This window comes from Streptomyces sp. V4I2 (assembly GCF_030817655.1).
In the GTDB taxonomy this organism is placed as follows: Bacteria; Actinomycetota; Actinomycetes; order Streptomycetales; family Streptomycetaceae; genus Streptomyces; species Streptomyces plumbiresistens.
In genome coordinates, this window is the sequence record NZ_JAUSZM010000003.1 from 1,213,906 (window position 1) to 1,240,014 (window position 26,109).

Consider the following 26,109-nt stretch of genomic DNA (forward strand, 5'->3'; position numbering starts at 1 on the left):
CTCCGCTGTCATGGAAGGAAGTTCCGTGTCCAGTCGACATCGCATCGCCCGGGCGTTGGCGCCGGCAGTCCCCCTGGTCCTCGGCGCGAGCCTCGTCACCGCCCCCGCCGCCGTCGCGGACACCCCGCCGCCGGGCGCGGTCACGGTGCGGGTGGATCCGTCGTACCAGCAGCAGGAGTTCGAGGGCTGGGGGACGAGCCTCGTCTGGTTCGCCAACGCCACGGGCGGCTACCCGGAGCCGATCCGAAGACGGCTCGTCGACATGCTGTTCGGCGCGGACGGGCTCGCCCTCAACATCGCGCGCTACAACATCGGCGGTGGCAACGCCCCCGACATCCGCAAGGACTACATGAAGCCGGGCGCGACCATGGACGGCTTCTGGAAGGCTCCCGAGGGGACCACCCAGAAGGACATGGACTGGTGGGATCCGAACAACCCGGACCACTGGGACTGGAACGCCGACGAGGGCCAGCGCTGGTGGCTGGACCAGATCAAGGAGAAGGTCACCCGCTGGGAGGCGTTCAGCAACTCGCCGCCCTGGTTCCAGACGGTCAGCGGATATGTCTCCGGCGGCTTCGACGCGAGCGCGGACCAGATCCGGGCCGACCGCGTGGACGACTTCGCCGCCTATCTCGTGCGCGTGACCGAGCAGTTGGAGAAGGCGCACGGCATCACCTTCGACACCATCGACCCGCTCAACGAGCCCAACACGCCTTACTGGGGAACCCAGTTGGGGGCCGACGGTCAGCCCACGGGCGGGCGCCAGGAGGGCGCGCACGCCGGTCCCGCACTCCAGCAGAAGGTGCTCCTCGCCCTCGACGAGGCGCTCGACGGCGCGCGGACCGGCGCCGGTATCTCGGCGATGGACGAGACCAACCCCGGCATCTTCACTCAGAACTGGAACGCCTACGAGACCGCCGCCCGCACCGCCGTCGACCAGCTCAACGTGCACACCTACGGCACGGGCATGCGCACCAGCGCCCGGGACATCGCCAAGGGCGCGGACAAGAAGCTGTGGATGAGCGAGGTCGAGGGCACCTGGGGGACGGGCACCGACTTCACCAGCATGGAACCCGGACTCGGCATCGCCACCCGGATGGTCGACGACATGCGCGAACTGGAGCCCTCCGCCTGGGTGTTCTGGCAGCCGGTCGAGGACTCGATCCCGCAGGCCGCGGCGGGCAAGAACTGGGGCAGCATCCACGTCCCGTTCAACTGCACGGCCGAGGACACCCTGGAGACCTGTCCAGTCCGCGCCAACTCGAAGTTCCACACCATCCGGAACTTCACCCACTACATCCGCCCCGGCGACCACTTCGTGAAGACCGACGACCCGTCCAGCGTGGCCGCGGTGAAGCAGTCCGGCCGCGCCGCGACCGTCGTGCACGTGAACGGCGGTACGTCCGCGCGCTCCGTGACCCTCGATCTCTCCCGCTTCGGCAAGGTCATGCCCGGTGCCTCGGTCACTCCGGTGGTGACCAGCGCGGACGGTGCGCTGGTGAAGGGCACCCCGGTCCGGGTCACCGACCGGTCGGCCACCCTCGTCGTCCCCGCGAAGTCGGTCACCACCTTCCTGGTTGAGGGCGTCGGCGGTGTGGCGAAGGACGCCGCGCTCGTGCAGCCCGGCCATGTGTACCGGCTGCAGGGCGCACAGAGCGGGAAGTCGCTCGCCCCGTCGGCCGACGGCACCGGCGTCGCCATCCGCACGACCGACGCGAGCAGCGCGGAACAGCTGTGGTCCGTACGACAGTTGACGCCCGGCACCGACCACCGCGAGCGCTATGCCCTCACCAGCCCCACCACCGGCAAGCGCCTCGCGGTGCACGACAACCAGGCCGTCCTGGAAGACCCGGCAGACAGCGAGCCCGGTGAGGCCGCCCAGTGGATCCTGTCGACGACCGGCGACGGCACCTGGACGTTCGTCAACGCCGCCACGGGCCGCCTGCTCGACGTCACCGGGCAGTCCTCCGCCGAGGGCGCCAGGGTGTCGACGTACACCCCGACCTCGGCGGCGAACCAGCGCTGGACCGTGACCGACGAGACCGTGCTGCGCACCGAGCGGCCCGAGGTGTTCACCGTGCCCGGTCTGCCGCCGGTGCTCCCGGAGACGGTGACGCCGGTGTACCGGGACGGCGCGCGCGGCTCCCTCCCCGTCGTCTGGAACGTCCCGCCGGACCGGGCGTGGCGCGATCCCGGAACGGTACGCGTCACGGGACGGGCGACCGACCCGCTCGGGCGGGAGATCCCGGCGAAGGCGGTCGTCACCGTCGACACCATCGCCTCGACACTCCCCGGCCGCGCCAAGACCTACGTGGGTGGACGTCCGGAGCTTCCCAAGACCGTGGTCGGCGTCGGCAGGAACGGCGGCAGGGCCGATCTTCCGGTGACCTGGGACCCGGCGCCCGAGGGGGCGTTCGACAGGACCGCGGTCGTGACGCTCCGAGGCTCCGCCCGGGTGGTCGACGGCAGCACGGTCGACGCGACGGTGCGTGTGCAGGTCACCGAACCGACGAAGACCAACATCGCTCCCGACGCCGGCGTCTCGCTCGCGGCCACCTTCACCGAGAGCGGCTACTCGGCCGACCGCCTGCGCAACGGCGACACCGCCGAGAAGGCCTGGTCCAACTGGAAACCGGGCACCAAGAACCCGTCCGACACCCTCACCTTCACCCTGCCGACCGCCCGCGACCTCGATCGGGTCGTCGCGCACTTCCACCGCGACGGGAACAACGCCTCCTTCCCCACGAGCCTGAAGGCGCAGGTGCGCAGCGCCGCCGACGGAACGTGGATCGACGCGAGTGACGACATCGCGGTCGAGACCGAGGGCACTCCGGTGGTCGACGTGCCGCTCGCAGCGGGACCCACGACCGGGGTACGCGTGGTCATGACCGCACGGCCCGGCGGCTACATCACCATGAGCGAGATCGAGCTGTACGCCAGGACCCCCGGGGTCTCCTCGGACGCCGCCGCCGCGTCGGTCGAGGTGGCCGGGGTCCCCGTCGCCGCGTTCGATCCCGACACCGCCGACCACCGTGTCGTCACCGCCGATCCCCACCGGGCCGTGGTCACCGCGACGGCCTGCGACCCCTATGCGACCGTCACGGTCGAGAGGACCCACGAACCCCGCCGGACCCTGGCCGTCGTCTCCGTGACCAGCGAGGACGGGTCACGGACGAGGCAGTACCGGATCGAACTCGTACGGCGCTGATGCCCCTGGCCCCAGAACGCGAGCACGCCCTCACGGCCGACGATCCGGCTCGGCGGCCCGCCGTCACCTCGGCTTCTACGGCCTTCTCACCGTGGGACAAACGCGTGTGCGGGCGGCCGGGCCCGCGCAGGACAGGCCATTGTCAGTGCCCCGCGTTAGTGTGCGCACATCCGGCCTTCCAGCCTCAATGAGGAGGTTTTCATGGCTTCGCGCCTCAACCCCTACATCAGCTTCAGCGGTGACGCCCGGCAGGCGATGGAGTTCTACAAGGATGTCTTCGGCGGCACGCTGAGGCTCAACACCTACGGGGAATTCGGCCAGCCCGACGTCCCCGAGGCCGACAAGATCATGCACGGCATGCTGGAGACCCCGAGCGGCTTCACCCTGATGGGCGCCGACAACCCACCGGGCATGGAGCAGACGGCGGGCACCAACTTCTCGGTGAGCCTCAGCGGCGACGACGACAAGGAACTGCGCGGCTACTGGGAGAAGCTGTCCGCCGACGGCTCCGTGTCCGTCCCGCTGGAGAAGCAGATGTGGGGCGACGTGTTCGGCATGTGCACCGACCGCTTCGGCATCCCCTGGATGGTCAACATCACCGAGCAGCAGAGCTGATCGCACTCACACTCGGATCACCCCGGCATCCACCGCACGCCCTCGTTCCCGACGGGCGCCGCGCGGTGGGTGCCGGGGTGCCGTCGGTTCGGGGTCCCTGCTGTGAGCGGGCGGGGCGTGCACGGCTCGTAGCTCCAGTCGATCAACGCGCGAAGGGTGCGCTGCCGGCGGCGGGGCGGTCAGGGTGTACCACTCGTCGACGTCGGTCCACTGGGCCGTACCGATGGAGCTGCCGCACAGCATGTGAGAGGGCAAGGGCTATGAGTGGTCGAAGGACCGGATCGTCGCCATCAGTGATACCGAGCTGCGGGAGCAACCCGTCAAGCGTCCGGACTTACCGTGTGCGGGCTTACCGCCGTGGGCCTTGCCGTCGTGGGTGACCGCATCAGCTGTGGGCTGCCCAGCAGCGTTGCCGTCAGCGCGACCAGCCCCACCACGGCCGACACGAGCATCGCCAGCCGGGTACCGAGCAGGCCGGCCGTAACGCCAAGGATCACCATGCCGGACGGCAGCGCGAGGCCGATCGTGGTGCTCAGCAGGCCGAGCGCGGCAGTGCGTTCGTGGGGGGCGACGGCGTCCACCGACAGGGTCGCCTGCATCGTGCCGAAGTAGGCCTGACCGATTCCTGCCGCGCCGAGTGCGAGCAGAGCCACCGCCACTGCCGGGGCGTAGGACAACACGCCCAGGCAGCACAGGCAGAGCGCTACCGCGAACGCGTACGAAGCGCCCGGCCGCCGGGCCGGCCAGATGACCAGCGCCGCCGCCGTCACCAGTTGCACCGTGCCGGCGGCGGAGCCGATCACCCCGGCCATCGCCGCCCCGGCGCCCAGGCCGTTCGCGATGACCGGGACAAGGGGCATGAACGCGAAGTAGGAGAGGTTGCAGATCACCGTCACCAAGAGGACCACCCTGAGCGCCGGCGAGCGCCGCAGCAACTGCCAACCCGTCGGGCCCGGCGCGGCCGTGGACATGGTGTCCGGCCCGGCGGTCGCGGGCGCGTCGGCCGGCATCCCGCGGGTCGCGTGCCACAGCAGCGCGGTGGAGCCGGCGAGCAGCACGGTGGGAACAGCGAACGCGGCGCCGAGGCCGAACACTCCGATGGTGACGCCGCCGATCAGCGGGCCGAGCATCGTCGCGCTCGCCAGGCCCGCCATCTCGGCGCTGACTGCACGATGCGAGTGCTCAGGCCCGGCGATGCGGAACAGCAGCTCGCGCTGCGCGGTCATGTTCACCAGACCGCCGAACCCGTACGCGAGCTCGAACAGGTACACCATCCAGGTCTGGACGGCACCGGTGCTCACGACCGCGATCATCACCGCCGAGATCGGCAGCAACGCGAGTTCGGTGAAGAGCACCAGCCGGCGCGGCTCCACGTCGCGTCGCGTCCTGGAGGCGACGTAGGCACCCAGCAGCATGGGCGAGAACATGGCGAACCCGGCGAGCTGGTTGTCGATCGGACGCCCGCCCAGGTGAGTCACCAGGTATGTCCCGAGGAAAAGCCCGTCCCAGCGCGTCAGATGCCACAGCCACGAGCTGATCAGCACCTTCGGGAGGGATCCACGCCGGTCTCCACGCATAGCCATGTCCACACGGCTCACCCAAGGACACTGCCGTCACCTGGGAGAGTCCGCCCGATGCCCGGCCGATTGCGCTGGTGTTCGGGGGGCTTTCACTCAGACGGCGACGCGCGGGGCGGCGACCGATGGCACGGCGTCGACGGTGATGTCCGTAACCATATGGAACACACCCATCACGAGCGTCACCACCGGCGATCCCGCTGAAGTCCCCGCCGTCGATCGCTGCGCGGCGAACAGACCGATGCCTGACGGGCGAAGGTCGGCTCCACGAGCACATGCACGATCAGGGTCCGCTCCCCGCCCAGGCGCCCGCAGGGTGAGCGTCGACCGCCTTCAACAATGCGTGCCGGGTCCCCTTCAGCCGGGACCCGGCGCCAGCGCTCCTGGTCAGGCAGTGCCCCGGGCCTGACCAGGGCTTGATCAGGTCCTCTTCAAGGCCTGCGGCCAGAAGATCGCCGGGTAGAAGGAGTTGTTCTCGATTCCGCTCACGTAGCTGTGCGCGATCGTGGAGTTCGGCGTGATACACAGCGGGATCCAGACGGCGTCGTCGAGGATGATCTTGCTGCAGGTCGCGTACACCGCTTCCGTCGCCGCGGCCGTCGGCTGCTTGATCGCCCGGTCCATCAGCTTGTCGAGCGTCGGATTCGAGTACTGGAAGAAGTTCAGCGGCTTGGCACCGGTGCGCAACAGGATCCGCAGTGTGGTGTCGAGGTGCAGCGCGTCCCCGCCGAGGAAGGTGACCAGGATGTCCGGGCGCTTGTCGGGCGGCTGGTTGGGCAGGTCGAACATCTGTGACGCCGGCATCTCGCGGACGGTGACGTCGAGGCCCAGCGCAGCCAGCTGGGTCTGGACCAGCTCGGCCATCTGCTGCCGCGGCGCGCCGCCGTCGGAGCCCCAGGCCAGATCGATCTTCTTCCCCTTCAGGCCCGGCACCAGCGCCTTGAGCGCGGCGGTGTCCACCTGGGCCGGGAACGGCGCCAGCGTCGAGGAGAGCGTCCGCTCCGGAAACAGTCCCTTCTGGACCTTGGTGAGGCCGCCCCACGCCGTGTCGACGATCGATGCGCGGTCCAGGGCGGTGAGCATGGCCCTGCGCAGCGCCTTGTCGGCGAAGACGCCGGCCGTCGGGTTCAGCCAGATCGCCTCGCCCACGCCGCCGTAGGAATTGACGACCCTGAACTGCGAGTTCTTCTGGTATTGCAGCACGTCCCGGATCGCGAAGCCCTTGGTCACCATGTCGAACGCGCCCGCGTCGAGCTGTAGCTTCTGCGTCGCGATACTCGGCGTGATTTTTATCTGGATGGTCTTGAACGCGGGCTTCTCGCCCCAGTAGTCCGGGAATGCCTCAAGCGTGTAGTGGCTGCCCGGCACGAACTCCTTGAAGATGTACGGCCCGGTGCCCGCGTCATGCGTCTTCAGCCACCCCTGCGCGAGATCGCCGCCGACGGCGTGCTTCGCCACTGCGGCGGGACTCGTCGCCAGCGGTTGCCATGGGCAGGCCATGTAGTGCAGGAACGCGTTGTTCGGCGACTTGAGCGTCACGACGAACGTGGTGGGGTCGGGCGCCGCGGTCCTGGCCACTTCCGCGACCATGTAGGCGGGGCCCTGGGCGATCTTGCCGCGCCGCTCGAAGGTCTTCCGCCACGACTCCGCGTCCGCGGGGGTACCGTCGTGGAACTTCACGTTCGGCTGAAGCTTGAACGTGTACGTCAGCTGGTCCGGCGAGAGCGTCCATGACTTCGCCAGCCCCGGGAGGAACTCCGAGCTGCCTGGCTTGTAGCGGACAAGTCCCTCGTAGGCGGATTCCATGACCTGGACGCCTTCGCCCTCGTACATGATGTCCGGGTCGGGAACCTGCATATCGGCCAGGAACGGAATCCGCAGGGTGAGCTTCGAACCGCCCGCCCCGCCGCCGCTGCCGTCGGGGCCGCACGCGGCGATCAGCGACGCGAGGCTGACACCGCCGATAGCGAGACCGCCGGCCTTCAAGAATCCGCGGCGGTCCAATCCAGCCGGAAAGTCCGGCGATCTCCGCTGTTGGTCTGCCGTTTTATCCACCACTGACTCCTGCTCTGCTTCCACCGTCGGCTGAAAGCACGGCATGCGCTGGCGTGCCTCCACTTTTCCGAGCAGTAGAACCGCGTCAGGTGACGCAGTCGCGTCGCATCAGTACCTCTCCTATTGCGCCGTCAGAACTCGAGGAGGTTCTCGCGGAACGTGCTGTGGTTGTAGCCGTCCCTGATGAGTCCGCGCTTGCGCAGGGCCGGTGCCAGACCGTCCGCGATCTCGGCGATGTTGCGCCGCGTGACGGTCGGCGACAACAGGAAACCGTCGCCGCCGATCTCCTCCATCGCCTCGCCCATCTTCGACGCCACGGTGTCGGGCGAGCCGACGAACGCGAGGCCGGCGTGGGTGTCGACGGTGGCGACGGCCTCGCGCAGCGTCTTGCCGCGGGCGCCTTCGATGAACGTACGCAGGGTGCTCGTCTCGCCGTTGCCCCAGACGTCGGGGACCTCCTTGTCGAGATCGAACGTGGAGAAATCGAATTCTCCGCCGGAGGTGTAGCTCAGCCCCCACAGCTTCCGCTCGATCGCCTGGTCGCTCCAGCGGGCGGCCTGCATGTCCTCCACGCGCGCCTGCGCGACGCGATCGGTGTCACCGAGTACCGGGTCGATGAGGAAGAGGATCTTCAGCGTGCTCGGGTCGCGACCGTACTCCTTCATGCGGCGGTGCATGTCCTGCCGGAACGCCTTCATCTGCTCGATGCTTGTGCCGTGCGCGAGCATCGACTCGGCGTACTTTGCGGCCAGGTCACGGCCCGCTGGCGAGGCCCCGGCCTGCACGATGACCGGACGGCGCTGTGGCCCGGGAATGGTGTTGAGCGGCCCGCGGGTCCTGAAGTACTTCCCCTCGAAATCGACCGGGTGCACCTTCGTGTGGTCGGCGTAGCGCGGCGTCTCCTGGTCGACGAGGACGGCACCCTCCTCCCACGAGTCCCACAACGCCCCGACGGCCTCCATCCACTCCTTGGCCATCTCGTACCGCTCGCTGTGCTTCATCAGCGTGTCGTACCCGTACTGCTGCGCCGCGCGCGACGAGCTCCCGGTGACCACGTTCAACCCGACCCGCCCCTCGGTGAGGTGGTCGAGGGTGGTCATCGTCCGGGCCGCCATGAACGGGTGGTAGAAGCTCGTCGACAAGGTCACCGCGATGCCGAGGTGCTTGGTCCGCTGTGCCAGCAACGGGATCAGCGGGACGGGATCGCTCTTCGGGGCCAGCAGGCCGTACTTGAGCGTCGTCTCCATCGAGCGGCCGTAGGCGTCCTCGACCATGCTCGTGTCCTCGACCAGCAGGTAGTCGAAGCGAGCCCGCTCCAGCGCCGCTGCCAGGTCGACGAACAGGTCGCCCTTCATCCAGTCGTGTCCGGTATTACCCGCCCACGGGTCCATCGCCCAGGTCTGAACGCTGAAGCCGCTGCCCATGAACCAGCCCAAATGAAACATGACCCCAACCTGACTTTCCGATGTTTCCGCGCACCGAGTCACGCAGTTGCGCCCGCATTGCGCTGCCGGCGTGTCCCGTCACCAGGCAAGTGGCCCGTACCGGAGATCGCTCCGAAGACGACTTGTGGAGACCTCGACCTCGTGGGCGAGGCCTGACCGTTGACGGAGGAGTGGCATCCCTCGGCGGGGCGACTGCCCTCACCGCTCCGGCCACCGGTCCGGTGCCCGCGGGGTGCCGGCCGGTGGGCGTGCCTCCGGACCGGAGCGCGGGTCAGGTGGAAAGCGATCGGAGTGCGGACAGGTCGGCGGTGGTGGGATACCGCCAGACGAGGTAGCCGAGGGGGACCCCTGTTCGGTCGGCCAGCCACTCGTGGTCGAGCTCGCTGGGGCCGGCCTGCCGGGCGGCATCGATCAGCAGCCGGATGCGGCGAGTGGCCCGCTCGGACGCGATGACGCGATGGTCGCGCGGCCTCTTGCGGCTAGCGCCGTGCCAGCGCCCGTACCTGGTGCCTTGAGCCTTCATGCCGCGGAGTCAAGCGCGCCGCTGTTGCCCGAGGGTCACCCTCCGGTTGCGGGTCCTTTGCGCTGGCCGTTGCGCTTCGGAGAGATCAGAGGGAGGGGAAGGCGCGCCGCGACCCTTTGCCGACGTCCGGAGGCGCGCCGGTGGGGATGCGCATCGCGGCACCGCAATCGGCGCAATCCAGACGTCACCGTCGGCACGTTCGCCCGCAATGGGGATCCGTCGCACTGGTACTTGCCCCGACTGTCCCCCCGTGCCGAAGGAGCAGCCACGATGGACTCGACCTTGGACAGCATTTTCCTGCGCGTGCCGTTCGGCGCGCGCATGAGACCTCGCCAGGACTCGGACAGGTCAGTGCCCAAGCAGGTGGGGGTCATCGAGGGACGGGTCGAGCATGGCGACCGGCGGGGCCGCGAACTCGGCTTCCCCACCGCCAACCTCGTACTGGGCGACGAGAGCGTGAGCGACGGAGTGTGGGCCGGTCTGGTGCGACTGCCCGACGGCGCCACACACGGCGCAGCCGTGTCGGTCGGCCGGAGGGCCACCTTCTACGGCCGTGACGGGATCCGCCTCCTCGAAGCACACCTGTTGGACTTCTCCGGTGATCTCTACGGCCAGTGGCTGCTCGTCCGGCTCGATCACCGGATCCGACCGCAGCGCCGCTTCACCGACGTCAAGGCGCTGGTGCAGCAGATGCACCAGGACATCGCCGCCGCCCGCCTCTGGCTGCACGCGAACGCGCGCCCGCAGGTGTCCGACGGCATCGCCGACCAGCCCTGAGTGGCGCTCTGCTGCCCGAGAGTCACCAGAGCGCAATACGTACGTCGCATTCGAGGACGATTCAGGCAACACTCCGCTGCTTCCATGCTCAAACTGGTGAACGCCTCTTCGAAGGGGGTTTCCTCGTGGCAGATGACCTGTTGCCCCGTCAGGCCGCACAACCGAGGCTGCCGGCGGTGTCGAACCACCCTGCCGGGCCGGTGCGCCCCGAGACGGTGTACCAACGGCATCGACAGACTCCGGACCGGCTGAACAACTCCATGCGCAGGGCCTACGACCTCCTGCGTTCCTCCCTGCAAAGCAGTCCCGAAAGCCTGTACCTGGTCGAGAGTGAGCTGACCGAGTCCTTGTCGGCGAGCCGCAACACCGTGCGTGCGGTCCTGCAACTCCTGGCCAAGGACGGTCTGGTTACGCGCAGCCCGAAGCGCGGGACGCGCTCTGCCCACGTGACCACCTTGCGGATCAACCAGATCGCCCCCGTCGAGGCGTTCGGCGGCGAGAGGGCCGTCCACACCCAGCTCCGTGCCCTGGATTACCAGATCCTGGGCTGTCCGGGCCTGGTGCGCGAGAGACTGCAGCTCGTGGGCGACTGGACCGTGCTCATGATGGAGTCGCTCGTCCTCCGGCACGAACTGGTGCTGGGCATCCTGGTGAGCTACGTCGCGCTGAGCCCCGAGCAGTCTCGGGACATCGTCGTCGACGAACCGGACGCGATCTTGTTCCTGGAGAAGCACTTCGACGTCAGGATCCGCGGAACCAAGTCGACGACGATCGGTGCGACGGCGGCCGACGAGCAGTCCGCGCGGTTGGTGGGTGTGGAGGTCGGAGCGCCCATGCTCTTCCTGGAAGACGTCCTGGAGGACGAGCAGGGCCAGCCCAGGGCGCTGTCGCAGTTCCGGCTGCGGAGCGACCTGATCGCCTTCCAGACCCACGCCGTCCGATCGGCCTGACCCACGCCGATCAGCCTGCCGAGGACGCCCACGACCCCACCCGCCCTGCCGCCGACCGTAGCGGCAGGGCGGGTGGGGTCGTGGGCTGTCGTCACTCGCTGTGGGCGGCACTCGTCACCATCGCCGCCCACAGCGCCGCGTACTGGCCCCCGAGCTTGAGGAGTTCGTCGTGGGAGCCGTCCTCGACGATCAGCCCGTTGTCCACGACCAGGATGCGCTGGGAGGCTCGTGCCGTCTGGAGCCGATGCGCGATCAGCAGCGTCGTACGCCCCCTCGCGACCAGTCCCATCGCTCGCTGCACGCGTGCCTCCGTGGCGAGGTCCAGGTTGGCCGTCGCCTCGTCGAGCAGCAGGATCGCGGGGTCGACGAGGAGTGCCCGGGCCAGGCTCAGCAGCTGGCGCTGGCCGGCCGACAGCGACCGGCCCTGCTCGCTCACCGGGGTGTGGTAGCCGAGCGGCAGTTCGGCGATGAAGGCGTGCGCCCCCACCGCGCGGGCGGCCTGTTCCACGAGGAGGTCCGGCGCCTCGGGGTTCCCGTAGGCGATGTTGGAACGGATCGTCCCCGAGAACAGGAAGGGTTCCTGGGGGACGAACCCGAGCTGGTGGCGGTACGCCGCCAGGTCGAGCTGCTTGATCGGGATGCCGTCGACGCTCACCGTGCCCGCGGACGTGTCGTAGAACCGGGCCACCAGCTTGACCAGAGTCGACTTGCCCGCACCCGTGGTGCCGACCAGGGCGACGACCTGCCCGGGCGGGATCTCGAGGCTCACATCGTCCATCGCGACCAGGCCGGTGCTCTCGTAGGCGAACGTCGCGTGGTCCAGGGAGATCCGGCCGGACAGACGCTTCGGGGCGACGGCGTCCTCGGCGAGCGGGGTACCCGTCGGCGTCTGCAGGAGCTCTCGCAGCTGGACGACCGCGACCTTCGCCTGCAGCCATTGGTCGAAGACGAAGGACAGTTGCTGGATCGGCGTGAAGAACTGGTCGAGGTAGAGCAGGAAGGCGATCAGCAGCCCGTAGGACAGGTCACCCGCCATGACCCGCGGAGCGGCGACCACGAGCGCGATGGCCTTGGCGACGGTGCTCAGCAACTGGAGCAGCGGAAAGAACCGGGCCATCAGCTCGGCCGAGCGAATCCGGGCCTCGCAGTAGGAGTCGGCCAGCACCTCGAACCGCTGTTCGTTCGCCTGCTGCTGGGAGTAGGCCTGACTGACCGCGACGCCGGCGAGGCTCTCCTGCATGTCGGCGTAGAGCACCGACACCCGGTCGCGTGCGATCAGGTACGTCCTCCCCGACGCGGAGCGGAACCACAGCGTGGAGACCAGCAGGACCGGCAGCACCGCCGAGACGGCGAGGGCGAGTTGGGCGTCGAAGACGACGAGTCCGACCGCGATGCCGGCACACGCCAGCAGACTCACCATCGCGGTCAGCAGTCCCTGCTGCAACAGCTGGGCGAAGGCCTCGACGTCGGAGGTCATCCGGGTCATGATCTTGCCGGCCATGTGCTGCTCGTAGTAGTTGAGCGAGAGTCGTTGCAGGTGCGCGAACGTGCGCACCCGCAGCCCGAACAGCATGCGTTCGGCGATGAGCTGGGCGAAGTAGATCATCACCCTGCTGTTGACCCAGATGACGCCCTGGATGGCCAGGAGGGCCACACAGATCCAGGCCAGCGTCCGATGGGAGTGCTGGAGGACGCCGTGGTCGATGCCGAGCCTGATCAGCACCGGCGTCGAGATCCACGAGACGGCGTCGACGACCACCATGACCGAGGCCAGCAACAGCGGCTTGGTGAAGGACCGGAAGACGCTCCCCATGGTGAACCGGTCGTGCGGCGCGACTGCCTCCGCGAGGTCGATGTCGGGCTCGCCGCGCAGCTCGGGAAGGCGTTCCACGGCCTTGAGCAGCGTGGGCGACACGGTGGCCAGGCCGGCGAGGGTCGAGGTGTCGCCACTCATACCGGGGCCGTGCGAGCCGGACGCCGCCCGCGTGGCGGCCTCGCTGGTGTGACTGCTGATCTTCGGCGCGCCCAGCCGTGACACGCCCTCGGGCCAGGTGGTGGGGTCCAGCTCGGTGACCGGTTCCTCAGGGCCCGCCTCGAAGTCCGCGTCGGGTCCGGTCAGCAGCTCACGGAAGAGCGGGGAACTCGCGAGCAGCTCTTCGGTGGTTCCGACGTCGACGATCCGGCCGCGGTCGAGCACGATGATCCGGTCCGCCAGACGCAGGGTCGAGTGCCGGTGGGCGATCAGCACGGTCGTCCGGCGGGCGAGGACCTCCCCCAGCGAGCGGTGGATGGCGTGTTCCGTCCGTGCGTCGATGGCGGACGTGGCGTCGTCGAGAATCAGCACCTGGGGGTTGGTCAGCGCCGCCCGGGCGAGTGCGAGTCGCTGCCGCTGCCCACCGGACAGGGTGAAGCCGCGTTCGCCCACGGCGGTGTCGTAGCCGTCGGGGAGTCCCGAGACGAAGCCGTGCGCGCCTGCCGCGACCGCCGCGTGCTCCACCTCGTCGATGGTGGCCGTCGGTCTGCCGAACGCGATGTTGTCGCGGATCGTCGTCGAGAAGAGAAAGCCCTCCTCGAACACGATCCCGACCGCGGCGCGCAGCGAGGTCAGGGTGTACTCGCGGATGTCGCGGCCGTCGATGCGCACCACGCCCGACGTGGGGTCGTGGAACCGGGCGATGAGGTGGGCCAGAGTGGACTTCCCCGAACCCGAGGCGCCCACGATGGCGATCCGCTCTCCCGGGTTCACCCGCAGCGAGATGTCGTGCAACACGCGTTCGCCGCCGGGGTAATGGAAGTCGACATGCTGGAGCTCGACCAGGCCTGCGGGGTCCTCCAGCGGGACGGCGTGGGGACGCTCCCGCACGCGGGCCTGCGTCGACAGCAGTTCGACGACCCGCTGAGCGCCGGCGCGCGCCTGCTGGCTGGTGGCCATCAGACCGGACAGGAAGCGCACCGGGGCGACCAGCTGGAGGACGTAGCTGGAGAAGGCGAGGAACACGCCGAGTGAGACCTGGCCCTCCATGACGAGCCAGCCCCCGAAGCCGAGGATGGCCAGCTGGGTGAGACCGGGGATGGCGTCCATGCCGGCGCCGAACACCGCGGTGATCCTCGCGGTGCGGAGCCGGGACTGGAAAAGCTTGCGCGCCTCGCCGTTGAGCGATGCCTGCTCCTGCTCCTCCTGCCCGAACGCCTTGACGACCCGGACTCCGGTGACCGCCTCCTCCACGACCCCGGCCACGCCGCCCTGGAACCGCTGGTCCATCCAGCTCGCGGGGAACGACCGGCTGCGGAACCTCATGGCCACGGCGAGGAACACGGGTACGGCCACCACCATCACCGCTGCCAGCAGCGGGGAGAGGGCGACCATCACGGCCAGCGACACGACGAGCAGGGTGACGTTGCCGTAGGCCAGGCCCAGTTGCTGGAGAAACATCTGGATCAGGGTGAGGTCCGATGTCGCGCGGGACATCACGTCCCCGGCACGCATCTCGTCGCGCCGCGAGGCGTCCAGGTACTGCATGTGCCGGTGCAGCTTGATCTGGAGGTCCCGCTGGACGTGCACGGCGGCTCTGCCGCCGATCGTGCGGCGCAGGTAGTTCGCCACGAAGCTGACGAGTCCGGTGACGAGCAGGAGCACGATCCAGACGGTTCGGGAACGCTTCTCGGAGAGGATCGTGTCGTCGAGGATGACCTGCTGGATCAACGGTATGAGGCCCATCAGGCCCATCGCGGCGACGGCGAATCCGACACCGAGCCATATGCGGAAGCGCACCCGCCGGCCGAGCACGGGTGCCAGCAGTTGGAGGGTCCCGCGCGCGTACACCGGACGACGCTGGTTCTCCACCTCCGCCTCCGCCTCCACCTCAACGTCGGGCTCGGGCTCGGGCTCGGGCTCGGGCGAGTCTGCTTCGCGCATGTCGAGTGGAGCGGTCATGGGCGTATGAGAGTGATCGTGGTCATGGGCACAGGAGAAGGGGCGCGGATTTCCGCGCCCCTTCCCATGCGTTGCCGGCCGATTGCGCCCCTGGCCCCCTCTAGACGGCGATCCGCGGATCGGCCGCGGCTTGGAGGACGTCGACGACGATGTTGGCCACGACGTAGAGAAGGCCGACGACCAGCGTGATTCCGGCGATGGTGTTGAAGTCTCCCTTGCTGATCGACTGGGAGATGTACAGGCCGATCCCGGGTCTGGCGAAGATCGCCTCGACCAGGATGCTGTTCCCGATCATTCCGGCGAGTTGCAGTCCCATCAGCGCGAGCACGGGGCCGAGGGCGTTGCGGAGTGCGTGCTTGACGAGGACCTCGGTCCCGCTCAGGCCCTTGGCCCTGGCAGTACGGGCGTACTCCGCTCGGAGGGTGCCCTCCAGGCTGCTTCTCAGAACGCGGCCGACGGCCACCGCGGGTCCGATCGCGATGCACAACGCCGGGAGGATGAGATGTTTCAGGTCGTCGAAGAACAGGCTCGGCCGGCCCGCCACCAGGCTGTCGACCAGAAGGAAGCCGGTCGGGCCCGATGGTGCGTCGTACGACGATGTCTGGCCGGTGACGGGCAGGATGTCGAGCCAGCGGTAGAAGACCAGCATCGCGATCGGGCAGGCCAGGAACACGGGCACCGACGCGCCGGAGATCATCACCACCCGCAGCGCCCCCGATCCGGGCCACCGCTGCGCCGTGGCCAGCCCCAGGAAGAACCCGATCACGGCGATCAGCACGAGAGACATGAACACGAGCTCCAGCGTGACCGGCAGGAACTTCACGATGTCCGACGCGACCAGCGTGCGCGTCACCGAGGAGGTCCCGAGGTCACCCTGGACCGCACTCGCCAGGTAGTGGAAGAACTGCACCGGCAACGGCTTGTCGAGTCCCAGTTGTTGGCGGGCGGCCTCGTACACCTCCGGCGGTGCCTTCTCCCCGACCAGGGCGACGACGGGGTCGACCGGCGCCACCTGTTGCAGGACGAAGACCACCAGGACCAGGGCGATCAGGACAGGCAGTGCTCCGAGGAGCCGACGACCCAAGATCAGCAGCATGATGTCACCTCCACGTTCGTCTGTACCGGTCAGCGGTCACGGATGCGGTCCCTGAGTGCGTCGCCGGCGAAGTTGCTCACGATGGCGATCAGTGCGACGGCCGCGGCGGGGAACACGGGGATCCACCACGCGCTGAAGATGTTGGTCATGCCTTGTGCGCTCATCGCTCCCAGCTCGGGCGCGGGCTGCGGTGCCCCCAGACCGAGGAACGACAGGCTCGAGAGCATCAGCACCAGCGCCGACACGTCCAGGCTCGCGGTGATGATGGTGGTGGGGACGGCTCCGGGCAGCAGGTGCCTGGTGAGCCGGCGCACCGGTCCGGCCCCCGAGATTTTGGCCGCCTCCATGTGCGGAGAGGCCCGCAGCTTGCGTACTTCGGCGCGGATGATGCGCGTGTACAACGGCCACCACACGAGCGAGACGCCGACGAGCGTGTGGAAGTAGGACGGGCCGAGGGCCGCCACCACCGCGACCGCCAGGATCGGTCCGGGCAGGGCCAGGAACACGTCGGTGATCCGCATCAGGACGCTGTCGACGATGCCGCCGGCAGCCCCGGCGACGAGACCGACCAGCCCGCCGAAGAAGACACCGGAGGCGACGACCGCCAGGGCGCCCCACCAGCTGGTGGCCATGCCGACGAGAACGCGACTGAGTACGTCACGTCCCACCGTGTCGGTCCCCAGGAGATAACCGGATCCGGGCGCGGACATCGGTGTCCCGGCCGGCACCAGGGGGTCGTAGGGCGCGATGGCCTCGGCGAAGACCGCGATGAGGAACATCGCTGCCAGCGCGGTGAAGGCGACCCAGCCGGCTACCGGCGTGCCCTGGAAATACTGTCTGAGGCCTTGACCGAATCTGGTCCCGACCGGGACCAGATCCTTGGCGACGTAGGGCTCAGCAATGGCCATGGCTCCTCCGTGACTGAACGGCCCGCTCGTCCTCGACCCTGCGGTTCACGGGCTTCTGATGGGATCCGTCGGGAGGCAAGTCCATCTCCCGGTGGTATCATTGAAAGTTCACTCAAGTTGCTGGTTCATTGCGCGCGGGTGGCGCGCGTTTCCCGCAGGGGTCTCGACCCGGCCAGCGCAGCCGCGGACAGCAGGACGAGTCCCCCGCCGACCACGCACCCCGTGGTTCCCAGCGCCCCGAAGAGCAGATTGACGCTGCCCGAGCCGCTGAACGAGCCCACGCCGCAGGCGATCCGGTAGTTGGCCACGGCGATCGACGGGTCCGGGCTGGTGGCGACGACCAGCACCGGTGGTGCCGCCAGAGCGACTCCGTCGACGAGGCCGAACAGCACAGCCGCGGTGAGGAAGCCACTGAGCGAATGTGCGGCCAGAAGGGCGGCCAAGGCGACCACACCGAGCGCGAGCGCCCACACGAGCGCTCGAGCGGGACGGACCTTCTCGAACAGCGTGCCCGAGGTGCCGAGGACCACGATCTCCACCATGGAGAGCACGCCCAGGGAGATTCCGATGCCCGCGGGAGTGAGACCCGCCGCGTCCCCGATCAGCGGGAAAGCGGTGTTCTCGATCCCACTGCGCAGGTAGTTGCCGATGAGCCCCAGCGCGAGCGCGACGCGGACGGCCCGGCCGACCGCGAGTCGGGGCAGACCGACCCGGGGGCGGCCGAGTTCGTACGGGGCGGGAAGGCGCGGTAGCAGCAGGACCACCAGCGCGCCCGCCACCAGCCCCGCGCCGCAGCAGACCGCGAAGGCGAGCCGGTAGCCGTCGACCCCCGCGGACTGAGTGGCCAGGAGGCCGCCGACCGGAGCTCCGACGGAGCCGCCGAGCATCTGCAGGCTCGCGTTCGAGCCGAGAGCGCGGTGCGGGCGAGCGCGCATCCGCACCGTCACCTGCAACGCCGCGCCGGCGACCACCGCGCTGGCCAGCCCCTGGAGGACCCGGGCGGCGATCAGCTCCGGCGCGCGATCGGCCAGCCCGTAACAGGCCTCGCTGGCCGCGAAGAGCGCCATCCCGACGACGGTCGTCGAGCGGGCGTCGATCCGGGTGACGACCCGCGTACCCAGGACGTCGACCAGCATGAGTCCGGCCGCGGAGCTCACGATGAAGACGGTGACGAGGACCGGGCTGAGTCCCAGCTTGATCGCGTAGAGCAGCTCGATCGGGGCGGTCATGGCCATCACGAATCCGACCAGGACCATCGTCAGCTGATGCCCGGCCGACTGCCGGAACCGGGCCAGCGGGCTGCCGTGGTAGGCGTGCGGTGCCGTCACGCCCGCACACGATCAGAACTCACGAAGCGTCTCGCGCAGAGTTGACCTGGTGTACTCGGTGCGGGTGAGGCCCTGGCGCTGGAGCGCGGGCATCAGTCCGTCGCAGATGGAGCTGATGTAGTTGCGGGACAGGTCCCAGCCGGGCTTGCTGATCAGGAAGCCGTCGCCGCCGACCTCCTCCATCGCCTCGCCCATCTTCTTGGCGACCTGCTCCGCGGTGCCCACCAGTTCAAGTCCTCGCTTGGCGCGGTGCAGCACCAACTCGCGCAGAGTCTTGCGGCCGGGGCTCCCGTCGCCCCGCATGAAGTACTCGAGGGATCCTCGTTCGCCGTTGGTGGTCAGGTCCTCGGGGAGCGGCTCGTCCAGGTCGAACTGCTTGAAGTCGATCTCGGTGTTGGAGGAGATGTTCACCAGCGACTTCTCGATGTACGACGGGTGGTTGTGAAGCCGCTCGACCTCGGCGCGGGCTTCGGCTTCAGTGGCGGCGACGGTGGGAGAGACGACGAAGAGCAGCTTGATCTCGTCGGGGTCACGGCCGGCCGCTTCGGCGCGGGCCCGGATGTCGTCGCGGTACTCCTTCATGCCTTCGATGCCGGTACCGACCGCGATGATCGCGTCGGCCGCGCCGGCGGCGAACGCGCGGCCCCGAGGGGAGGCCCCGGCCTGGAGAAACGCGGGGCGGTGCTGGGGCGAGGGCACGGTGTTGAGCGGCCCGCGGGACTTGAAGTACTTGCCCTCGAAGTCGATGGTGCGGACCTTGCGATAGTCGGCGAAGGTGTTGGTGTCGCGGTCCATGACGACCGCGTCGGGCTCCCAGGAGTCCCACAGCTGGTTGACGACGTCGAAGTACTCCTCGGCGACGTTGTAGCGCTCGTCATGCTCGGGAAGACCCTCAAGGCCGAAGTTCTGGGCAGCACGGTCCTCGGCCGAGGAGACGATGTTCCAGCCGAACCGCCCCTCGGCGATCGAGTCGACAGTGGAACAGGCACGGGCCAGCAGGTACGGCGGGTAGAACGACGTCGACATCGTCGCCACCACGCCCATCCTGGCCGTGTTGGCGGCGATCAGAACGGCCAGCGGGATCGGGTCCTGCTTGGGCGCGAACGCCGAGTGCTTCAGCGCGCCTTCCATGGTGCCGCCGTAGGCATCGGCCACCATGACGGTGTCCTCGATCATGATCAGGTCGAAGCAGGCCCGCTCCATCGACCGGGCCATGTCGACGTAGAACCTGCCGTTGGCCCAGTTCTTCACGTCCGGGGAAGCCCACTCACTGTCCCACTCCGGCGGGATGAAGTTCATGAACCAGCCCATATGGAACTTCTTCGGCATGATGTCTCCTACTCGGTCGCGACGCGGTTCTCTTGAAAAGTGCGGGGATGTCTGCGGTGGGCTCAGAACTCGCGGAGCGTCTCGCGCAGGGTGGACTTGGTGTACTCGGTGCGGGTGAGGCCCAGACGCTGGAGCTCGGGGACCAGGCCGTCGGTGATCGAATGGATGTACTTCCGGTTCAGATCCCAGCCGGGCTTCATGATGAGGAAGCCGTCGCCCCCGATCTCCTCCATCGCCTCGCCCATCTGCTGGGCGACCTGCTCCGCGGTCCCGACGAACTCGACGCCTGTCTTGGCCCAGTCGATCGCGAGTTGACGCAGGGTCTTGGGGCCGGGGGTCCCGTCGCCCCGCATGAAGTGCTCGAGGGATCCGCGTTCGCCGTTGGTGGTCAGGCCCTCCGGGAGTGGCTTGTCCAGGTCGAACTGCTTGAAGTCGATCTCGGTGTTGGCCGAGATGCTGACCAGGGTCTTCTCGACGTAGGCGTCGGACGAGGTCAGCCGTTCCACCTCGGCGCGGGCTTCGGCTTCGGTGGCGGCGATGGTGGGGGAAACGCAGAAGAGGAGTTTGATGTGGTCGGGGTCGCGGCCGGCCGCTTCGGCGCGGGCGCGGATGTCGTCGCGGTACTCCTTCATGCCCGCGGTGCCGGTACCGACCGCGACAATGGCGTCGGCGGCGCCTGCGGCGAACGCGCGACCACGGGGAGAGGCTCCGGCCTGGAGGAACGTGGGGCGGTGCTGGGGCGACGGCACGGTGTTGAGCGGGCCGCGGGACTTGAAGTACTTGCCTTCGAAGTCGATGGTGCGGACCTTGCGGAAGTCGGCGAAGGTGTTGGTCTCGCGGTCCATGACAACCGCGTCGGCATCCCAGGAGTCCCACAACTGGTTGACGACGTCGAAGTACTCCTCGGCGACGTTGTAGCGCTCGTCATGCTCGGGAAGACCCTCAAGGCCGAAGTTCTGGGCAGCACGGTCCTCGGCGGAGGAGACGATATTCCAGCCGAACCGGCCCTCGGCGATCGAGTCGACAGTGGAACAAGTGCGGGCCAGCAGGTACGGCGGGTAGAACGACGTCGACATCGTCGCCACCACACCCAGGTGGGCGGTGTTCGCGGCTACCTTGACCGCCAGTGGCACGGGGTCGTGCTTGGGCGCGAAGATGGAGTTCTTCAACGCGCCTTCCATGGTGCCGCCGTACGCGTCGGCCACCATCACGGTGTCCTCGATCATCATGAAGTCGAAGCAGGCCCGCTCCATCGACCGGGCCATGTCGACGTAGAAGTCGCCGTTGGTCCAGTTCTTCACGTCCGGGGAAGCCCACTCGCTGTCCCACTCCGGCGGGATGAAGTTCATGAACCAACCCAGGTGGAACTTCTTCGTCATCGTGTCGATCCTCAGAACTCGCGGAGTGTGTCGCGCAGGGTGGACTTGGTGTACTCGGTGCGGGTGAGGCCCAGGCGCTGCAGCGCGGGGACCAGGCCGTCGCAGATGTCGGTGATGTACTGCCGGGAGAGGTCGCGACCGCCCTTGTTGATCAGGAAGCCGTCGCCGCCGATCTCCTCCATCGCCTCGCCCATCTGCTGGGCGACCTGCTCCGCGGTGCCCACCAGTTCCAGGCCCCGCTTGTTGCGAGCCATGACCATCTGACGCAGGGTCTTGGGGCCTGGGGTGCCGTCGCCCCGCATGAAGTGCTCGAGGGATCCGCGTTCGCCGTTGGTGGTCAGACCCTCGGGGAGCGGCTCGTCCAGGTCGAACTGCTTGAAGTCGATCTCGGTGTTCGACGAGATGCCCACGAGTGCCTTCTCGATGAAGGAGTCGGTCGCGATGATCCGCGCCTCTTGCTCCCGGGCTTCGGCTTCGGTGGCGGCGATGGTGGGGGAAACGACGAAGAGGAGCTTGATCTCGTCGGGGTCGCGGCCGGCTGCTTCGGCGCGGGCGCGGATGTCGTCGCGGTACTCCTTCATGCCTGCGGTGCCGGTGCCGACCGCGATGATCGCGTCGGCCGCGCCGGCGGCGAAGGCGCGGCCCCGGGGGGAGGCTCCGGCCTGGAAGAATGCGGGCCGGTGCTGGGGCGAGGGCACGGTGTTGAGCGGGCCGCGGGACTTGAAGTACTTGCCTTCGAAGTCGATGGTGCGGACCTTGCGGAAGTCGGCGAAGGTGTTGGTCTCACGGTCCATGACAACCGCGTCGGCATCCCAGGAGTCCCACAACTGGTTGACGACGTCGAAGTACTCCTCGGCGACGTTGTAGCGCTCGTCATGCTCGGGAAGACCCTCAAGGCCGAAGTTCTGGGCGGCACGGTCCTCGGCCGACGAGACGATGTTCCAGCCGAACCGGCCCTCGGCGATCGAGTCGACAGTGGAGCAGGCGCGGGCCAGGAGGTAGGGCGGGTAGAACGAGGTGGACATGGTCGCCACCACGCCCATTTTGGTGGTGTTGGCGGCGACCATGACGGCCAGCGGGATCGGGTCCTGCTTGGGCGCGAAGACGGCGTTCTTCAGCGACCCCTCCATGGTGCCGCCGTACGCGTCGGCCACCATCACGGTGTCCTCGATCATCATGAAGTCGAAGCAGGCCCGCTCCATCGATCGGGCCATGTCGACGTGGAACTTGCCGTTGGCCCAGTTCTTCACGTCCGGGGAAGCCCACTCGGACTGCCAGTCCGGAGGCGTGAAGTTCATGAACCAACCCAGGTGGAACATCGTCATGTGCGTCTGCCTTTCAGAACTCGCCGAGGGTCTCGCGCAAGGTGGACCCGGTGTACTCGGTGCGGGTCAGCCCACGTCGTTGGAGTTCGGGGACGAGGCCGTCGCAGATGTCGTTGATGTATTTGCGTGTCAGGCCCCTGCGGTGGATGAGAAAGCCGTCGCCGCCGACCTGCTCCATCACTTCCTGCATCTGGTCGGCGACCTGTTCGGGAGTGCCGATGAACTCCAGGCCGAACGAGCTTGCCGCGATCGCGAGTTGGCGCAGGGTCTTGGGGCCGGGGGTGCCGTCGCCGCGCTTGAAGTGTTCGAGGGATCCGCGTTCGCCGTTGGTGGTCAGGCCTTCGGGGAGCGGTTCGTCCAGGTCGAACTGCTTGAAGTCGATCTCGGTGTTCGACGAGATGCCCACGAGCGCCTTCTCCACGAACAGCTCCGACTGGCCGAAGCGTTGATGAGCGGCGGTCGCTTCGGATTCGGTGGCGGCGATGGTGGGGGAAACGACGAAGAGGAGCTTGATCTCGTCGGGGTCACGGCCGGCTGCTTCGGCGCGGGCGCGGATGTCGTCGCGGTACTCCTTCATGCCTGCGGTGCCGGTGCCGACCGCGATGATCGCGTCGGCCGCGCCGGCGGCGAAGGCGCGGCCCCGGGGGGAGGCTCCGGCCTGGAAGAATGCGGGCCGGTGCTGGGGCGAGGGCACGGTGTTGAGCGGGCCGCGGGACTTGAAGTACTTGCCTTCGAAGTCGATGGTGCGGACCTTGCGGAAGTCGGCGAAGGTGTTGGTCTCACGGTCCATGACAACCGCGTCGGCATCCCAGGAGTCCCACAACTGGTTGACGACGTCGAAGTACTCCTCGGCGACGTTGTAGCGCTCGTCATGCTCGGGAAGACCCTCAAGGCCGAAGTTCTGGGCAGCACGGTCCTCGGCCGACGAGACGATGTTCCAGCCGAACCGGCCCTCGGCGATCGAGTCGACAGTGGAACAGGCACGGGCCAGCAGATACGGCGGGTAGAACGAGGTGGACATGGTCGCCACCACGCCCATTTTGGTGGTGTTGGCGGCGACCATGACGGCCAGCGGGATCGGGTCCTGCTTGGGCGCGAAGACGGCGTTCTTGAGGGAGCCTTCCATGGTGCCGCCGTACGCGTCGGCGACCATGACGGTGTCCTCGATCATCATGAAGTCGAAGCAGGCCCGCTCCATCGACCGGGCCATGTCGACGTGGAACTTGCCGTTGGCCCAGTTCTTCACGTCCGGGGAAGCCCACTCGGACTGCCAGTCCGGAGGCGTGAAGTTCATGAACCAACCCAGGTGGAACATCGTCATGTGCCTTGTCCTGCCTCTCCTGCTGCCTCCGCTGCCTCGAACGAGATCGCCGGGCAGGTCGGCACCGCTCCATTGCGTGCCTTGGTCCGTGGTGAACCCATGACATCCAGCGCCGGTGTCACGACGAATGCGCCGTCATGGCACTCGCATTGCGCCGCTGCGACCGTGGTCCGCCTCTCGGTGGACGGGGTGAACCACGCCTGGTCATCCCTGGTTCGCGGGAACCCTGATGAGATGACACGAGGCCTCCCGGCCCCCGACGCCGTCAATGGAGTAGAGGAACGGCGCCTCGGTGGAGCATCGGTCGATCCGCTCGCGGCAGCGCGGGTGGAACGAGCAACCCGACGGCACGGAGAGCGGGCTCGCCGGCTCGCCCGGCAGTCGCACGGGAGCGGCCCCAGGGGTGGGGATCGCGGCCAGCAGGGCTTTGGTGTAGGGGTGTTTGGGGGAGCTGATGACTTCCTCGGTCGGCCCCAGCTCGACGATCTGCCCGAGGTACATCACCGCGGTGCGGTCGGAGATGAAGCGCGCGGCGGCCAGATCATGGGTGACGAACATGACGGCCATCCCGAGCTCGCGCCGCAGGTCCTGAAGCAGGTTGAGCACGGAGGCGGCCAAGGAGGCGTCCAGAGCGGAGGTGGGCTCGTCGCACAGCAGCAGCTTCGGAGGGACGATGACGGCCCTGGCGAACGCCACCCGCTGGCGCTGACCGCCCGAGAGCAGGCCCGCCTTGATGCCGGCCACGTCAGGGGGAAGCCCCACCTGGCGCAGTGCCCGGTCGACCAGCTCCCGGCGGTCTGCCCTGTTGTTCTCCTTGAGCAGCCGCTCGCCCACGATCTCGCCCACGGTCAGCCAGGGCGTGAGCGAGGCACCGGCGTCCTGGAACACCATTTGAGGCCGGCCGCCGGGTCGCTCGACATCCCCGCCGTCGGGCGCCATCAGCCCCGCGACGACGCGGAGCAGCGTCGACTTCCCCGACCCGGACTCGCCCACGACGGCCATCGACTCGCCGGGAGCGATCTCGAGAATCACGTTGCGCAACGCGTGGAGCTCGTCCTTCTTGAGCATCCCGCGTCTGACCGTGAAGTGCTTGTCGACGCCGTTGATCCGCAGTGCGGGAGCGGTGTCGTCGACCTCGGCCATGGGCCGGAACGACGGTGCGGCGGCGAGTATCGCCTCTTGGCTCGTCACTCCGGGGATGATGCAGGCCGCCACCCCCGAGTGCGTGGCCGCGGGGGTCGGCACCGGCAGAACCTCGGCGCAGTCATGGACCGCCGCCGAGCACCTCGGCGCGAAGGCGCAGCCCTGTGGATGTGCCCGAGGGTCCGGCGGTTCACCAGGGAGCGCGGGGATCGGTCGGCCGGTCGGCAGGTCGAGATCCAGCCGGGCGTTCAGCAGGCCCACGGTGTAGGGATGTGACGGTGCTCGCAGGACCTCCTCCGTCTTCCCGATCTCGGCCACCCGACCGCCGTACATGACCGCGATCCGGTCCGCCACCTGCGAGGCCACGCCGATGTCGTGCGTGACCAGGATGAAGGAGGTGCCGAGCTTGTCGCAGAGGTCGCGGATGAGGGCGAGGACCTGTGCCTGCACCGTCACGTCGAGTGCCGTGGTCGGCTCGTCGGCGATCACCAGGTCGGGCTTGCCGGCGACTGCCATGGCGATCATCACGCGCTGCCTGAGCCCACCCGACAGTTCGTGGGGGAACGCCTTCATCCGCCGCTTGGGGTCCGGGACGCCGACGAGGTCGAGAAGCCGCAGCGCCTCCTCCTCGGACCCGGCCGCCTCCACCACCTGGCGACCGATGCGCATCGTGGGGTTGAGCGAGGTCATGGGGTCCTGGAACACCGCGCCGAGGTGCAGCTTTCGCATGCGGCGCCGCTCCTCGTCCGACGCGGACACCATGTCGACGCCGCACACCTCGGCCTTTCCGGTGACGACGGGCATCGGGTCCCCGGCGAGCAGCCCGAGGAGGGCCAGCGCCATCACGCTCTTGCCCGAGCCGGACTCACCGACGACGGCGAGGATCTCGCCGGGGGCGATGTCCAGGGTGACGCCGCGCAGGGAGTGGACGGGCACTCCTCGACGCCTGAACGTGACCGTGAGGTCCTCCACCCGAGCGCGTGACGCGGTCGGTGGTTCGGCGAGTGCCGCGGCGCTGTTCCCGGGAGTGCTGGTGCTGGTCATGGTTGATGCCCTCCTCAGCCTGGTGGTGGTGACGATGTCGGTGAGGTAGGAGTTCTGCTCCAGCCCCTCCAGGTACGTGCGCGAGGTGAGGTACCGGTGGCGGGGCGGAACGGGATCCGGCGCTTCGTCGGGCAGGACCTCGCTCACGCCGC

At 68.5% G+C, this 26,109-nt stretch carries 17 protein-coding genes; 4 read left to right on the forward strand and 13 right to left on the reverse strand.

Going from position 1 to position 26,109, the window contains the following annotated elements; genetic code table 11:
* The first annotated feature begins 10 nt into the window (after window positions 1–10).
* Window positions 11–3,208: a glycoside hydrolase gene (locus tag QFZ76_RS06585; protein WP_307672810.1), complete on the forward strand. Its 3,198-nt coding sequence runs from the start codon at window positions 11–13 to the stop codon at window positions 3,206–3,208.
* A gap of 201 nt (window positions 3,209–3,409) precedes the next feature.
* Window positions 3,410–3,823: a VOC family protein gene (locus QFZ76_RS06590; protein ID WP_307672811.1), complete on the forward strand. Its 414-nt coding sequence runs from the start codon at window positions 3,410–3,412 to the stop codon at window positions 3,821–3,823.
* Window positions 3,824–4,143: 320 nt separating this feature from the next.
* Here QFZ76_RS06590 and QFZ76_RS06595 read toward each other — a convergent pair whose 3' ends face one another.
* The 4 genes from QFZ76_RS06595 to QFZ76_RS06610 all read right to left on the reverse strand — a co-directional run bounded on the left by QFZ76_RS06595 (window position 4,144) and on the right by QFZ76_RS06610 (window position 9,423).
* On the reverse strand, window positions 4,144–5,406 hold the full coding sequence (locus QFZ76_RS06595; RefSeq protein ID WP_307672812.1) for an MFS transporter: 1,263 nt from the start codon (window positions 5,404–5,406) through the stop codon (window positions 4,144–4,146).
* A gap of 414 nt (window positions 5,407–5,820) precedes the next feature.
* Window positions 5,821–7,386, reverse strand: coding sequence for an ABC transporter substrate-binding protein (locus QFZ76_RS06600; protein ID WP_307672813.1), 1,566 nt, complete (start codon window positions 7,384–7,386; stop codon window positions 5,821–5,823).
* A gap of 200 nt (window positions 7,387–7,586) precedes the next feature.
* On the reverse strand, window positions 7,587–8,900 hold the full coding sequence (locus QFZ76_RS06605) for an NtaA/DmoA family FMN-dependent monooxygenase (protein WP_307672814.1): 1,314 nt from the start codon (window positions 8,898–8,900) through the stop codon (window positions 7,587–7,589).
* Window positions 8,901–9,171: 271 nt separating this feature from the next.
* A complete protein-coding gene (locus QFZ76_RS06610) occupies window positions 9,172–9,423 on the reverse strand; it encodes a hypothetical protein (RefSeq protein WP_307672815.1) in 252 nt (83 codons plus the stop codon).
* A gap of 270 nt (window positions 9,424–9,693) precedes the next feature.
* Here QFZ76_RS06610 and QFZ76_RS06615 point away from each other — a divergent pair, with 270 nt between their 5' ends.
* Together QFZ76_RS06615 and QFZ76_RS06620 are read left to right on the forward strand one after the other, a co-directional pair.
* On the forward strand, window positions 9,694–10,200 hold the full coding sequence (locus QFZ76_RS06615; protein WP_307672816.1) for a riboflavin kinase: 507 nt from the start codon (window positions 9,694–9,696) through the stop codon (window positions 10,198–10,200).
* 176 nt (window positions 10,201–10,376) lie between these two features.
* Window positions 10,377–11,150 carry a GntR family transcriptional regulator gene (locus QFZ76_RS06620; protein ID WP_307672817.1) on the forward strand — a complete coding sequence of 258 codons (774 nt, stop codon included), beginning with the start codon at window positions 10,377–10,379 and terminating at the stop codon, window positions 11,148–11,150.
* A gap of 91 nt (window positions 11,151–11,241) precedes the next feature.
* Here the strand turns inward: QFZ76_RS06620 and QFZ76_RS06625 are convergent, their stop codons facing one another.
* From QFZ76_RS06625 to QFZ76_RS06665, 9 genes are all read right to left on the reverse strand, one after another.
* Window positions 11,242–15,084: an ABC transporter ATP-binding protein gene (locus tag QFZ76_RS06625; RefSeq protein WP_307672818.1), complete on the reverse strand. Its 3,843-nt coding sequence runs from the start codon at window positions 15,082–15,084 to the stop codon at window positions 11,242–11,244.
* Between the two features lie 100 nt (window positions 15,085–15,184).
* Window positions 15,185–16,180, reverse strand: a complete 996-nt coding sequence (locus QFZ76_RS06630; RefSeq protein WP_307672819.1) for an ABC transporter permease — start codon at window positions 16,178–16,180, stop codon at window positions 15,185–15,187.
* 29 nt (window positions 16,181–16,209) lie between these two features.
* On the reverse strand, window positions 16,210–17,088 hold the full coding sequence (locus QFZ76_RS06635) for an ABC transporter permease (RefSeq protein WP_307672820.1): 879 nt from the start codon (window positions 17,086–17,088) through the stop codon (window positions 16,210–16,212).
* Window positions 17,089–17,213: 125 nt separating this feature from the next.
* Complete coding sequence (locus QFZ76_RS06640) at window positions 17,214–18,416, reverse strand: MFS transporter (protein WP_307672821.1); 1,203 nt, start codon at window positions 18,414–18,416, stop codon at window positions 17,214–17,216.
* A 12-nt stretch (window positions 18,417–18,428) separates the two neighbouring features.
* Window positions 18,429–19,745, reverse strand: a complete 1,317-nt coding sequence (locus QFZ76_RS06645) for an NtaA/DmoA family FMN-dependent monooxygenase (protein WP_307672822.1) — start codon at window positions 19,743–19,745, stop codon at window positions 18,429–18,431.
* A 62-nt stretch (window positions 19,746–19,807) separates the two neighbouring features.
* Window positions 19,808–21,124 carry an NtaA/DmoA family FMN-dependent monooxygenase gene (locus QFZ76_RS06650; RefSeq protein ID WP_307672823.1) on the reverse strand — a complete coding sequence of 439 codons (1,317 nt, stop codon included), beginning with the start codon at window positions 21,122–21,124 and terminating at the stop codon, window positions 19,808–19,810.
* Between the two features lie 11 nt (window positions 21,125–21,135).
* The gene (locus tag QFZ76_RS06655) at window positions 21,136–22,449 is read right to left on the reverse strand and encodes an NtaA/DmoA family FMN-dependent monooxygenase (protein WP_307672824.1); all 1,314 of its coding nucleotides are present in this window, start codon (window positions 22,447–22,449) and stop codon (window positions 21,136–21,138) included.
* Between the two features lie 13 nt (window positions 22,450–22,462).
* A complete protein-coding gene (locus QFZ76_RS06660) occupies window positions 22,463–23,770 on the reverse strand; it encodes an NtaA/DmoA family FMN-dependent monooxygenase (RefSeq protein ID WP_307672825.1) in 1,308 nt (435 codons plus the stop codon).
* Window positions 23,771–23,974: 204 nt separating this feature from the next.
* Window positions 23,975–26,104, reverse strand: coding sequence for an ABC transporter ATP-binding protein (locus QFZ76_RS06665; protein ID WP_307672826.1), 2,130 nt, complete (start codon window positions 26,102–26,104; stop codon window positions 23,975–23,977).
* Window positions 26,105–26,109: the final 5 nt, after the last annotated feature.